Annotated in this window: 13 protein-coding genes; 10 read left to right on the top strand and 3 right to left on the bottom strand. The window is 51.3% G+C overall.

Annotated elements, in window-relative coordinates:
- Nucleotides 1–451: 451 nt before the first annotated feature.
- A complete protein-coding gene (locus V3U24_10850; protein MEE9167940.1) occupies nt 452–1,183 on the bottom strand; it encodes a prolyl oligopeptidase family serine peptidase in 732 nt (243 codons plus the stop codon).
- Nucleotides 1,184–1,386: 203 nt separating this feature from the next.
- Between V3U24_10850 and V3U24_10855 the strand changes: the two genes are divergently transcribed.
- From V3U24_10855 to V3U24_10900, 10 genes are all read left to right on the top strand, one after another.
- Complete coding sequence (locus V3U24_10855) at nt 1,387–2,331, top strand: NAD-dependent epimerase/dehydratase family protein (protein ID MEE9167941.1); 945 nt, start codon at nt 1,387–1,389, stop codon at nt 2,329–2,331.
- Nucleotides 2,332–2,333: 2 nt separating this feature from the next.
- The gene (locus V3U24_10860) at nt 2,334–2,774 is read left to right on the top strand and encodes a DUF2231 domain-containing protein (protein MEE9167942.1); all 441 of its coding nucleotides are present in this window, start codon (nt 2,334–2,336) and stop codon (nt 2,772–2,774) included.
- 99 nt (nt 2,775–2,873) lie between these two features.
- Nucleotides 2,874–3,098 carry a hypothetical protein gene (locus V3U24_10865; protein ID MEE9167943.1) on the top strand — a complete coding sequence of 75 codons (225 nt, stop codon included), beginning with the start codon at nt 2,874–2,876 and terminating at the stop codon, nt 3,096–3,098.
- 74 nt (nt 3,099–3,172) lie between these two features.
- Nucleotides 3,173–4,102 (top strand): choice-of-anchor D domain-containing protein, encoded by a 930-nt coding sequence (locus V3U24_10870; GenBank protein ID MEE9167944.1) that lies wholly within the window; start codon nt 3,173–3,175, stop codon nt 4,100–4,102.
- A complete protein-coding gene (locus tag V3U24_10875) occupies nt 4,103–5,245 on the top strand; it encodes a hypothetical protein (protein MEE9167945.1) in 1,143 nt (380 codons plus the stop codon). It begins immediately after the preceding gene.
- A 14-nt stretch (nt 5,246–5,259) separates the two neighbouring features.
- Nucleotides 5,260–5,643, top strand: coding sequence for a c-type cytochrome (locus tag V3U24_10880; GenBank protein MEE9167946.1), 384 nt, complete (start codon nt 5,260–5,262; stop codon nt 5,641–5,643).
- A 41-nt stretch (nt 5,644–5,684) separates the two neighbouring features.
- Complete coding sequence (locus V3U24_10885; GenBank protein MEE9167947.1) at nt 5,685–7,898, top strand: adenylate/guanylate cyclase domain-containing protein; 2,214 nt, start codon at nt 5,685–5,687, stop codon at nt 7,896–7,898.
- 191 nt (nt 7,899–8,089) lie between these two features.
- The gene (locus V3U24_10890; protein ID MEE9167948.1) at nt 8,090–9,475 is read left to right on the top strand and encodes a dipeptidase; all 1,386 of its coding nucleotides are present in this window, start codon (nt 8,090–8,092) and stop codon (nt 9,473–9,475) included.
- A 49-nt stretch (nt 9,476–9,524) separates the two neighbouring features.
- Nucleotides 9,525–10,802, top strand: a complete 1,278-nt coding sequence (locus V3U24_10895) for a BamA/TamA family outer membrane protein (protein MEE9167949.1) — start codon at nt 9,525–9,527, stop codon at nt 10,800–10,802.
- 27 nt (nt 10,803–10,829) lie between these two features.
- Nucleotides 10,830–12,482, top strand: coding sequence for a DUF885 domain-containing protein (locus V3U24_10900; protein MEE9167950.1), 1,653 nt, complete (start codon nt 10,830–10,832; stop codon nt 12,480–12,482).
- A 34-nt stretch (nt 12,483–12,516) separates the two neighbouring features.
- Here the strand turns inward: V3U24_10900 and plsY are convergent, their stop codons facing one another.
- Nucleotides 12,517–13,185, bottom strand: a complete 669-nt coding sequence (plsY, locus tag V3U24_10905; protein ID MEE9167951.1) for a glycerol-3-phosphate 1-O-acyltransferase PlsY — start codon at nt 13,183–13,185, stop codon at nt 12,517–12,519.
- Between the two features lie 125 nt (nt 13,186–13,310).
- Nucleotides 13,311–13,713: DUF502 domain-containing protein (locus V3U24_10910; protein MEE9167952.1), on the bottom strand; the 403-nt coding region annotated here is incomplete at its 5' end.

Consider the following 13,713-nt stretch of genomic DNA (forward strand, 5'->3'; position numbering starts at 1 on the left):
GAGTAGAGGTTGTTCATAGGGACTTTCGTAAAACTCAGGTGGTTCACGAGCCATGGTCATTTTTGACCTCAATCTTCTCCGATCTATTTCTTACATTTTCGTTGGCAGGATGGTCACGTATGGTCACAGAACGCCGTAAGCCACTTACAAATAGATCATGTTCACAGGAGTTCCTCCTCAGTATGAGACTCTTCGGGTCGGAGGAGTCCCTCCGGGAGACTCTCCTAGGCATCACTGTTCTAGGTTTGTTCCTCACAGCAGTATTGCGCAGTTCTGCGAGCCATTCTGTATTATTTTTTGGTCAAGACCCTGGTAGGAGCACCAGGGGTGACAAATCTTGACCAGTAGAATCGAGGAGATTGAACGGCTTCTGGAGCAGTACCCTGACGATTATCTGCTCCTTATCCACGCTGGGGGAGGAGTAACCCTGCCGCACAATCGGTGAGTAGCTCTAATCCCTTCGTCGTTGGCTGGCCAGCCACTCCCAGAGCCCAGGATCACCGTACGCATTCTCCCAGGCTTCCACGTGTCCCGCCTCCGGGTACACCGTGAACCGGACGTCACCGCCTGCGGCCTTGAGAGCATCAACCATTTCTTGCGACATCTCAAGGGGTACGGCCTTGTCTTTTGCCCCATGGAATACCCATGTGGGAACGTTCGCCATCAAGTGTACCTTCTCAGGGTCTCCACCGCCACAGATCGGCACCGCTGCCGCGAAGCGGCCGGGATTGGTATACGCAAGGCGCCATGTACCATAGCCGCCCATGCTGAGACCTGTTACGTACACCCGATTTTCATCGATTCGATACTGCTCTATCACGGCATCCAGGACCACGGTGAGTGCGTCCACTTCCCACCACTGGTCCCTGGGACACAGGGGGGACACCACGACGAATGGGAAGTCCTCACCCTGGGAAATCATATTCGCAGGACCGTGAATCTTCACCCGTTCGAGGTCATTCCCCCGTTCGCCCATACCGTGTAAGAAGAGCAACAGCGGCCACTTCCCATCGCCTTTTTCATAGTCGGGAGGAACGTACAGCAGGTACTGCACCTCCACCGTCTTCCGGATCTCACGCTTGAGATGCAGGGCAACCTGCCGTTGTCCCTGCTCTGGTCCTTGTGTGAAACTGGTTCTGGCAGTCAACAGTATGATCGAAACTGCTGTTACGATATAGCCCATGGTCGCCTCCCTTCCGGGTTTTCGCTGGTTCCCCGCACTCCTGCCAGTGCCGGGCAATTCCACTGACCTTACCGTGACATCACGTAAGAGTCAAGGGGAAATGGCTGAAGAATGAGGGGGGGGATCCTTTCCGATCCCACAATCGAAGGACCTTTCTCTTTTTCTTTCCGGTATACTAAATTTGAACAGCCATGGACGTCGGGATGCGAATACTAATCACAGGATCGTCCGGATACTTGGGTACAGAGCTTTGCCGGAGGAGCGAAAAGGCGGATTCGGTTGCTGAAGTCATCGGAGTTGACCTCGTCAAACCGAGGGAGTCCTTTTCAAAACTCACCTTCTACCAGGAAGACTGCGTCGGCGACCTGTCACATATTTTCGACCACCACAAAATAGACACGGTAGTTCACCTGGTGTTCGTTCTGGATCCAATTCATGACTCAGACAAAATGTACAGGGTAAACGTGAGCAGTCTCGAGAACGTACTCGCTCACATAGAGAAGTATGGAACGAAACGTCTTCTCGTAACGAGTTCCTATACCGCGTATGGTGCTCATCCCGATAATCCCGTCTGGATAACCGAAGACCAACCGTTAAGGGGTAACAAAGACTTTCAATACTCAAGAGACAAAACGATCATAGAAGATCGTTTGAGAGATTTCCAGGCAAGGTCTCCCAAGACAGAGGTGGTCATTGCCCGGCCAGCCCTTGTTGCGGGACCCAATATTTCCAATTTCATTTCACGATACCTGAGCAAACCCATTGTCCCTCTTGTCAAGGATTTGGAAGAAGAGATGCAGTTTCTTCACGAAGATGACGCTTCCGAAGCACTCTTCCAGCTCGCAACAGCAGCTCCTCCCGGTGCATACAATCTAGGTCCCTCCAGTACGGTCCACCCGGCGGAGGCCGCCAGAATTATGGGAGGAAAACCCGTGAGTCTTCGTCCGGGGGTACTGCGGTTTCTCACTGCTCTGGGGTGGACCTTGCGTCTGAAGTTCCTGTCCGAGGCGCCCAAATCGATGATCAGTTTTATGCAATACCCGTGTTCGATAGATGGTACAAAGGTTGAGCGAGAAACCGGTTTTCGATACCGATACTCCTCTTTCGACGCTATCCACACTCTGGCCGAAACTCTCAGGAATCGATAATCATGGGCTCATGGCATCCGCAGATAACCCATTTCCCTATTGCTCTTATCATCAGCGCCTTCTTCTTTCAAATCGTCGCGATGTTGAAATCCTCATGGGTATGCCGGAGTACGCCCTTATGGATACTCGGTTTTGCCATTGTGCCAGCCCTTTTTTCTTTACTCTCTGGGGAACAGGCCGCCCATCTGGCCAGCACAACCCGGAGCCTGGAAGATTCCGCGCAAGCTCTCTTGGCCCGGCACGACGCTTTTGCCACGTTTACCGTCTGGATGTCTCTCGCCGTTCTCGTGTCATGGGTATGGTTCTTCCTGAAATACCCGGGTGACCGCAGGGTCGATACGGCTGCACTCTTTTTTCTGTTTCTCCTTGCCCTCGCCGTTGCCGCAACCGGTTATCTTGGAGGTGAGCTTGTGCTCACATATGGGGTCGGAGTTAAAATGTAGCCGGTAGAGGAAAAACCTTGACTTTCTCGACGATGAAATCTAAAATTCTCGTCGAGCAGCAATTCCAAAGATTCTTTAACCTAAAAAAGGAGACAAACTATGGCTGAAAAAGTCAGGATCGTTCGCGTTCAGAAAGAAAAAGGATACCTGTACTATTTGGGAAAAGATGGCAACGTTTGGCGGTCCAAGATGGCTCGTGCCGGAAAGGGAGGCGGAAATGCCCAGAAGGTGGCCAATGCCGGTGTGACAAGAGAGTCGGGATATCTCTATTTTATTGACAAGGATGGAGATGTGTCCCGCGCCAAGATGGCAAGAGGCCGTTAATTACCTCTCATCCGGATACTCACTGAAAAAGCCCCCTCTTTTGGGGGCTTTTCTTATACGGCCGGGAGTCCATCGTGGAGACCTCCGCTCCGACTCGAGGGAGAATGGGGGACCGCGTGGCAATGATGTTGTGGCGTTCGCCCCCGTGTCGCTCTAAATTGAGGCGTACGGAAGTCTCTACTGCCAGGAAACACAACCATCCGGAAAGGCGTAAGAGGACAAAACGATTGAAAAGTGGTATGAATGCCAATAGATTTGCCGCAATGATCCACTGGGAAGTGGGGAGGATGGCGCCAGCCGCAACTGTTCTTCTCCTGGCCTTGAGCTGCTCTGATTTTGGGCAAGAATCCGAGGAAAAGGCAACGATCGAGGTGCCATCCTCCGTGAGTTTTGGATCCCTCACGGTGGGAGATAGCATGGACACGGCTGTCGTCATATCCAATAGGGGCGATCTCGATCTTGTCATCTATTCTGCGGATCTCTCAGGGCCGGATAAGGGCGATTTCAAGATATTGACACCCCTGGATTCGGTCACCGTGAATCCGAGTAATGACACGTCTTTGGACCTTCGATTTGAGCCCGATTCCCTGGGTGTCAAATCGGCGACACTTACTGTAAACAGCAACGATCCGGATGCTGGAAACGCCACCATCAACGTCTCGGGGATCGCCGTTACTCCCGTTGCCACTGTTACCTTTTCAAATGACGTTCAACCGATTTTCAACAACGACTGTGCCTTCACAGGATGCCACGTTTCCGATCACGTAACTGGGCTGGATCTGACGGAGGGAAACAGCTATTTGCTCCTGGTGAATGTTACTTCGTACGGATATGCCCCGATCCTCCGGGTTAAGCCGTTCGACGCCGATAATTCTGCTCTGTGGAATAAGATTGCTGGTGTTGAGGGTTACGGTGATCGAATGCCGCTGGGCGGAACACCGCTCCCGGAGGCCAAGATCGACCTCATCAGAACATGGATTGAAGAAGGAGCGCAAAACAACTAAATGCCTGGAGTGTTTCGTATCTTTCTGGGAGTGGTCCTTTCCTCCAATCTTGTTTTTTCCATCCCGCGTTTCGCCGTTAAGAACGGTACCACCTGTGCCACGTGCCACGTGAGTCCTACCGGTGCTGGACTTCGAAACCACTACGGTCTCACCATCGTATCCATGGACGAACTACCGATTCAATGGGGCAGGAAATTCACTGACGAAACTTATACAGGTACCGTCGGTGGTCACCTGCAGGCAGGGGCAGATCTGAGGCTTCAACTGTTGATCCATTCGGAGGGAGACACGGTTCGAAAAGCGGCATTTTTCCCCATGCAGGGTGATGTCTATGGTTATCTGACTGTCAGCCGGGCCATTCACGTCTATGCCAAGCTTGACCTGATCCGCGGCTATCCAGAGTTCTGGACGATGCTGGAGTTTTTCTCAGGGGATGGGTACTTCAAAATCGGTCGCAAGATCGCGACTTACGGCCTTCGGCTGGATGATCATACCTCCTTTGTCCGGGGTGGAAATCTCTCCCTGAGGCACACGAAGTCTGATGGTGAAGACTTTTCTAAAGAGGGGATGCCCTTTTCTCCGAGGGTTCAGATGCCTGGGATATTTGAGATGGGTCTGACACTGAGAGATTTGTTCTTGACCGCCAGCATTTCGAATCCCTATGTTTTCGGAGGCGAAACAGGTTTTCAATCCTTCCAGGGCCTTTCTGACAAGAACCTCACGGCCAGGATGGAATACTCCAGATCTCTCGGACCTCTTTCGGGTCTGGCAGGAGCCTCGGTGATGAAAGAAAAAGATCTCCAAATGGCGGGGGCTTTTGGTGGAATTTCTGTAGATCGGTTCACCGTTCTGGGGGAAGTAGATGTAGCCAAGAATTGGGTGGATGGGGGAATCACCTCCCTTGCCTCCTACTGTGAATTCATCGTGGAGCCCATTCAGGGCGTCAATTTAGTGGGTAAGTTTGACTTCTTCGACGAAGATATGGATCTTCTAGGAAATGACCTGACGCGGTATACGGTGGGTCTGGAGATATTTCCCATGGCCTTTTTCGAGGTGAGGGCCCAGGTCCGTCTCACACGTACTTCACAGGGGATGGATCAGCCCGCTCCGGAGTACCTCGTTCAATCTCACACCTGGTTTTGAAAAAGGGGGACGAAATGAAGAAATTACTCCTGCTCCTTGCAGGATTCCTGCTGACGCTTCAAGGGGCTCTCACTGCCCAGGAATTACAAAACGTCCAGGTTCTGCCATTTGAAGCAAAGAAGGATATCGTGGAGTTCATGAAAAACACCGTGGCTAAATCTCTCGGTGTAAAATGCACGTTTTGTCATAATCTGAAAGACTATCCGTCTGATGAGAACCCTCACAAGGTTGTGGCAAGAGAAATGATTCGAATGACGCTGGGCATCAATGAACGACTTGTAGGGATCCAAAAGGTGGCAAAAAAAGCGGGCATGAAGCATTGGGAAGAAGCTCCAAAGATAGAGTGCTGGGTGTGTCATCGAGGTGGCAAAGAGATCGAATATGCAGCACCCAAATAGCACATCCTAAAGCCATGCTCCTGGGAAAACCGTAACAATTCATGGTCCGAATCCGTGGTCTGTTTTCCAGGACTCCCTTAGAATATAAGATCCTGCTGATCCTGGCGGTGGGACTGGCCCTTGGCTTCGGCTCTTACGTCACTTACACGATCCAGGCTGAGTCCGCCGCACTCCTGCAGCAACACCGGATCCAGTCACGCCTCTTCGCCGAAAGTTTGAAGTCTGGAATCAGGAATATGATGATGTCCGGACGTCCAAGCTACGTCAGGTCACTGGTGGAAGAAGCCAGGGAAGAATTCAAAGAAGTGGGGAAGGTGAGACTGTTCAACAATGAGTCGAAAGAAATCTTTGCGGCGACGGATCGATTCATGTTTCGCGTAGCCGAGGACTCACTCATTCCGCCGTTCATCATCACTGGCGAGAAACCCCGGGAGGGTTCGCGTCAGTATGTGCTTTTGAAGAATGAAAAGGCTTGCCAGGAGTGTCATGGCACCGATCACACTGTGCGGGGCGCGTTGAGGATGGAATTCTCACACGATGCGGAGCAATCGATTGAGCTCGCGGCTCAGATTGCAGCGGAAGCCTTCAAGAGCCTCATGCTCTCTGGAAAGGGTGAAGAGGCCGATTGGCTCATGAGCACTATCCAAAGTGTAGATGGCGTGACACGGGCCCAAGTCTACGACAGGGACGGTTATTATGTCGCGTTTGGAGATGACACGCATGAAGTTCCTGAACCGATTCTTGAAGAGGCGGCTGCCACCTTTGCAAAACGTGTCCCCAATGAATCGGCACTTTTCTACCCGCGAGAAGACGAACGTACCTTCATCTTCGGCCTGGAGAACGAAGAGAAATGTCAGATCTGTCACGGTGCCGATCATTCCGTACGTGGCATGCTCGTTTTGTCGGTGGATAGCGATGCCGCGAGGCATGAAGACATTCCACACGAGGTGGCGGCAGCAGGCTTTAAGAATATGATGCTGAAGCAGCGCGCAATGTATGCTGGTGATTATGTGGACAGAGTGCGTAGAGTTCCCCTGGTGGAGAGATTCGAAGTGTTTGACAACGGACGGAATCACCCCGAAGGAATCGTCCGGGAGTTATATGTTCCTGACCCTCACTTCACTCAGGCAGTCTTTGACGATTCTGTGGAACAGCTGATTCTGGAGGTAAACAGACAGGACCGAGACGGGCCACGACGAATGGAATACCGGGAAGTTTTGGACGACGGCGAAATCTATCTCACCCAGATTATCCCATTGATAAATGATGAGAAGTGTCAGGCATGCCATAAACCCCCAGAACCGGGTGACCCGAAGTATGAACGTTACGGTAGTCGGTGGAAAATCCGGTCCGCCGTGAAAGTATCAACCTCTATGGCACCTATCCTGGGGGAGATCAGACGGAATATATATTCTTCCGTTGGGGTAGGAGTTTTCACAGTTTTTGCCGTTGGAGTCATACTCCGGATTTTCATGAAGATTGTAGTTGTCCAGCCCTTGAGGGCTATTGGAAACACAGTGCGGCAGGTGGGACAAGGTAATCTGGCGATGACTACTGCTGTCGCCTCGAATGATGAGATCGGCATCCTTTCTCAGCAGATCAACAGAATGATCCAAGGACTGAGGGAACGTCTTCACCTTACAAAATTTGTGTCTGAAGGCACGATGGAAGCTGTTCAGAAAGCTGACCTTTCAGGCGTATCCCTGGGTGGTGAGCGCAGAAATGCGACAGTTCTTTTTTCCGACATCCGTGGATTCACGGCATACTCCGAAGGAGTGGAGCCTGAAACAGTCATAGAAATGTTGAACACGTTCCTGAACGAACAGGCACAAATTGTGAAGCAATACAATGGGGATATTGATAAGTTTGTCGGTGACGAATTGATGGCCGTCTTCCAGGGTGAGGGTATGGTGGAGGATGCCATCAACTGCAGTATAGCTCTGCAGTGGAAGGTGGCCCTCCTAAACCGGGACTACAACGCCCCGATAGGCGTGGGAATCGGCATCAATGCAGGGCCCATGGTGATGGGAGCCATGGGGAGCAGTGATCGCATGGATTATACTGTACTTGGAGACAACGTCAATCTGGGGGCTCGGCTGTGCAGCGCCGCAGAATCCGGTAGAATAATCGTTTCGAAAGGTGCGGTGGAAATGCTGGACATCCCAAACCAATTTGATCTTGTGAAGCGTAAGTCCATCTCTGTCAAAGGAAAGGAAAACCCCATCGAAGTTTATGAAGTGAGGTATGAAACTTAGTCTGAATAATTAGCCACAAAGAACACGAAGAATTAGAAAGTTGAGGAATTATGCTCCATGAGAAAATTGGTGAACCTGGTTTGACTTATCTGTTCGTACTGAAGTCTTCTGAAATCATTTGGGTGACTTCGTGGACTTCGTTGCTCGTGAATAGATTTGGTTAGGAGCCCTAACGCAAGAATGGGGGAGACATGAATACTGGCACGGTCCTTGAATACGCCAACAACAATCTGAACCATTTCATTGATGAATTGAAAGAGTTTGTCAGAATCCCCAGCATCTCCAGTAGCGCCCACCACCGGCACGAGGTCAAAAGGTGTGCGGTATTCCTTCGCGACAGGATGAACGAGATGGGACTGACCCGTGCAGAGGTCATTGAGACTCCAGGTCATCCCATTGTGTATGGAGAATGGCTTAATGATCCCAGAAAACCAACGGTTCTCCTCTATGGACATTACGATGTTCAGCCGGTGGATCCTCTGGATATGTGGGAAACTCCCCCTTTTGAGCCAGATGTCCGGGATGGCAGGATGTACGGACGGGGAACCGTTGATGACAAAGGGCAGGTCTACGTTCATTTCAAGGCTGTCCAGTCGTGGCTGAATGCGGAAAAGACTCTTCCATTGAACGTGAAATTCATTATTGAAGGTGAAGAGGAAATAGGAAGTGAGAATCTGAGCTCCTTCTTGAAGAATCACAGGGAACTGTTGAAGGCTGACGTGGCAGTCATATCCGACACCCCCATGCACAAGAAGGGGATGCCCTCGATTTGTTACGGACTCCGGGGTATGGCCTATTTCCAGATTGACGTGCGGGGATCGAAACAAGATCTTCATTCAGGCTCTTTCGGTGGTGCAACGAAGAATCCCATTCAGGCTCTCTCCGAAATGCTGAACGATATGAAGGATGAGAAGGGGCGTATCCTGATCAGAGGGTTCTACGATGATGTGGTCGATGTTGCTCCCGATGAAAGGGAGGCCCTTGCGACCCTCCCCTTCGATGAAGAGGCCTACAGAAAGGAAATAGGGGTCCCCAGGCTGTTCGGTGAAACCGGTTACACCGTTCTGGAAAACATCTGGTGCCGACCGACGTTGGATGTGTGCGGCATATGGGGTGGCTTCACGGAAGAAGGGGTAAAAACAATCATCCCGGCCAGTGCCCATGCCAAGGTAAGCATGCGGTTGGTCCCTGACCAGGATCCGGAGAAAATTGGCGATCTCTTTGAAGCGCATGTGGCGTCCATGGCTCCGCCAGAAGTGGAAGTCTCCGTCACCCGAATGCATGGCGGGATGCCGTTTCTGGCAGATACCGCTCATCCCGCATTTGAAGCCGCGAGAAAGGCTCTGGAAAAAGGTTTTGGGGCACCCTCCGTATTCATTCGGGAAGGAGGGTCCATTCCCTTTTTGGACACTCTGGTCAAGGAGCTGAGAATCCCCTGCCTCCTTGTGGGGTTTGGCTTGCCTGAAGAAAATGCTCATGCGCCAAACGAATGGCTCGATCTGGAAAACTATGACAAGGGAATCTTGAGCAGTATACATCTTTACGAGGAACTCTCAAAAATCACTTCCCGGCAATGATGCACGAACGGTCCGTTCTCCCCCAGGATTTCCTGTCAAGAACAACCGGATGAGAGTACGGGTTCCACTTCTCGTTGTTTCTGTTGTTTCAGCGTTTTCCCCGCCTCCTGATTCTTCCGCAGTGGTTGCGAAGATTCAAATTGAAGGGAATCGCATTACTAAGGATTACGTGATAAGGCGGGAGATTCAGCATCCTGTGGGAGCTCCCTTTGACTCAACCATAGCGGCGGAAGATCGAAACAGGATCGATAATCTGGAGATTTTCAGCCAGGTCTCTTTTTCAAAGGTACCAAACGATGACCGGTCCGAAATGATCATTTATCACGTGGAGGAGGCGTGGCGGGTTTTTCCCGCTCCCGTGATCATATTCCAGGAAGAGAAAGGATGGTCTTTTGGTGGCGCCGTGATGATCAAGAATTTTCGGGGAAGGAACGAAGTACTTCAGGCAGCTGCAGCTACCGGTGGGGAAGCGTTCGGGACGATTCAATTCCAGAACCCCTGGATAACCGGCGACCATGTTTCACTGCAAGCCCACGCATATTTCACTTCGTATGAGCATCCTTTCCTGGGGTTCACCTACCGGGAGCGCGATGGAGAAGTAACCTTCGGGCGCTATTTCGGCTACGATTGGAAATTGTGGATAACGGGAAGCGTAGAGCAGAGATTGGCAGATTACAGCGATCGCGGCACGGAAGATCTCAAACACCAATATTTCCAGACAAAAATCAAGGTGATTTACGACACACGCGACCTGTACATCGATCCTTCACGCGGCATGGTCATTTACAACGAATGGCGACCAGAAATCGGGTTGAACAGAACCTCTCCCCATAATGCTTATTGGGACAGCCGGGTCAGTCTCTACCGGACGGTAGTTAAAGGAAGAAGAAAGTGGGTAGCGGGCGGATCTCTGTTTTTCCACAAGTATTTTGGGGTCTCCATCCCCTACAAAATCATGATGGCAGGGGGATCAAAGTCGATCCGGGGATGGGCCCTGCTGGATTCGGCAATGTACGAAAGGGATCCCGACCGAGCGGGATTGAACGAATACTTCGCTTCCTTTGAGCTCAGACAGACTCTTATCCCGAAGCATCTCATCGGTCCAAGAATGGAATTTGGACTCATTCTGGTCGAATTCGTCGACATGGGTGCCGCTGACGACATGTTTTCCAGAATGTTGAACAAAAGTCCCCTCGCGGGTGTGGGTATCGGAATGCGAATGTTCGTCCCGGGTGCATTTCTTCTCAGAGTTGATTTTGGCCTTGGATTCCACAATGGAAAGTGGCAATCTGGCCAATGGCACGTGGATATGGGACACAAATTCTGATCTGTGAAAAAGGGGTGAATCGAAAAGATGACACCATCCGATCAACTTGATAATCTCGTAGACAGGTTTTACGACGATTATTTCGAATTCAACCCAACGTTGGGACGAGAGGCGGGCCTGGCGGAATATCTGGGGAAGGCCCCTGACCTGGGTTATGAAAATATCATGGGTTTCCTGAAACGCCTCCGTTTCTATGGAATCGAGGCGGAGAGGCTTGGAAGAGGTAACCGCCTTTCTCTCCAGGATCAAGCGGATCTAAGGCAACTGGATGTGAGGGTTGGCTATGAACTATTCGAGATCCAGCAACTGAAATGGTGGGCCAACGATCCTCTCGCTTATGGGAGACATCTGGACTTAAGCCACTATCTGAAAAGGAGCTACGCCTCGCTCACAACCAGGGCTCGGCACACTCTCAGTCACCTGAAACGGATACCTCACCTCCTGGAGCAGCAACGGTTCAACCTGGGCCCCGTGCAGCCAAGAATCAATCTCACCACCACAATGGAAGCGTTCCAGGGATACCGAGATTTCTACGCCAGGCATGTGAAGTACGCCTTCAGAAATGTTCGCGATGCCAGGCTGCAACAAGACTTGCAGGAGGCTGTGACTGAAGCGACGAAGGGATTCGACAAGTCTATTTCTTACATGAAAGAAAAATTGCTTCCCAGCGCAACGGGGAGTTTCGCCATCGGTCGGTTCAACTTTATTGACATGCTGAGACTCGGGGAAATGGTAGATATGGAACTCGATGTTCTTCTTAGAATTGGGGAGACAGACCTGGAAAGAAACAGGGACCGATTTGAGGCCGTTGCGGCAGACTATATGCCTGGTGAATCCCCGAGGGATGCCATGCTGACCATCGCCAGGAATCATCCCACATCTGAGTCACTGATCGAGAAGACTGGCGACATTCTTGAGGACATGCGCGAGTTCATCGTGGAAAACGATATTGTCACCATCCCTTCCGAGAATCGTATCCGGGTTGAAGAGACACCCGGTTTCATGAGATGGGCCTTTGCCATCTGTGACACTCCCGGTCCGTTTGAGAAGAAAGCTACCGAGTCGTTCTTTTACGTGACGAACGTTAATCCTCAGTGGTCAGAGAAGGAAAAGGAGGAGTGGTTAACCAAATTTGACTATGCAACGTTAGAGGCCGTATCCATTCATGAGGCCTATCCCGGACACTTTGTCCACTTCCTGCACACCCTAAGGGCACCTTCAAAAGTGTCCAAGCTCTCGGGGGCCTATTCATTCTGGGAAGGGTGGGCTCACTACGCGGAGGAAATGATGGTGGAGGAAGGTTGGCGTGAGGAAGACCCCGAATTCCGATTGGCTCAGTTGTCCGAGGCTCTCATCCGGAACTGCAGATACGTCTGCGCCATCCAGATGCACACTCAAGGTATGACCGTGGAGGAGGCAACCGAGTTTTTCACGAAGAATGCTTACATGGAAAGAACGCCGGCACGGAAGGAAGCAGAGCGTGGAACCTATGATCCTGGCTATCTGAATTACACGCTGGGAAAACTCATGATCTTGAAACTCCGCGATGACTGGAAAAGACAGGAAGGGAACGCCTATTCACCCAAACGGTTTCACGACACGCTGCTCTCCTTTGGTGCCCCGCCAATCCCGCTCGTTAGAAAGCTCATGTTGAAAGAGGACGATGGGGTAATCGTGTAGGATAACCCATCCAATTCGTATTCGATTGCCGAATTCATTCTAAAGGCCCGGACTTACCGGTCCGGCGGAAAACACGCACCCTGTCAAAGCGATTTTCCGACCCTTCTTTCAGTCTTCTTATGTTGTTCCTGTGGGTAAAAACAACAAAAATGGGAACCACCAGTGAAAAGATCTTCAGCGAGGATTCCGGGTTTCCCAGTCCCACACTGGACAGGAAGAATACGGCGATGGGCAGCATGAGGGCGGCGGCAATGGACCCCACCGAGACATATCCAGTGCTGATGAGGGCAATGACGAAGGTGGCCAGGCAGAAGGGGATTGCTGCGGGGAAAAGAGAAATGATCACTCCCATGAACGTTGCCACTCCCTTCCCCCCCCGAAATCCACCAAAGATTGTGTAGGAATGACCGAGGACGGCTGCAGAAGCGGCCATTATCTGCAAGACGGTAACACCTTCCAGGGGCACTCTCCCCACGGCCAGGAGTGGTACAAATGATGTGGCAAACCATCCCTTGAAAACATCCCCGATTCCCACCACGACCGCCGGTTTCCATCCCAGGACTCTCAAAATGTTGGTCATCCCGGCATTCCCACTCCCGTGCTCACGGATGTCAATTTTTCCGATGGTTCTTCCCATTACGATGCTTGTTGGAAAGGAACCTACGAGATAGCTGAGTACGGGAACGGCGAGGAGCCTGATCATCCGACCCACTGGGGATTTCTCGCGGGACGACCGTCCGATTTCACGGAACTTTTTCCTCTATGGGCAGTAGAGTAAGGTGCCACGGCCAGTTCGGGAGCTGTCTGTCTCACCCTCCTTAACCCCACTTAGCTTCCCGAACTGGTTTGTTTTTTTTCAGTAGCTGATCGAAGTTGATTTCTCTCTGGAGCCAACATACCCCCGGAAATAACGGCTTTTAGACCTTGCTCCACTGTTAAATTGGAATCGACAGCATCTTCCTTGGGTACGATGAGCATAAAACCCGAAGTTGGGTTTGGGGTTGTTGAAACAAAAACGTGATAATATTCCTTTCCGTCCGTGTCCGTTGATTCACCCGTGACAAAAGCAATCGTCCAGCTTCCCTCTTTGGGGTAAGGGATCAGGATTGTCTTTTTGAATGCTTTGCTTTGACCACCGCCCAGGGCCTGAGTGAATTGTTTGGTAGCCGAGTAGACCGTATTGGCCACCGGAATCCTCCTGAGGATCATCTCACCGATGTTTATGAGCTTT

The organism is Candidatus Neomarinimicrobiota bacterium (genome assembly GCA_036476315.1).
GTDB lineage: Bacteria > Fidelibacterota > Marinisomatia > Marinisomatales > S15-B10 > JAZGBI01.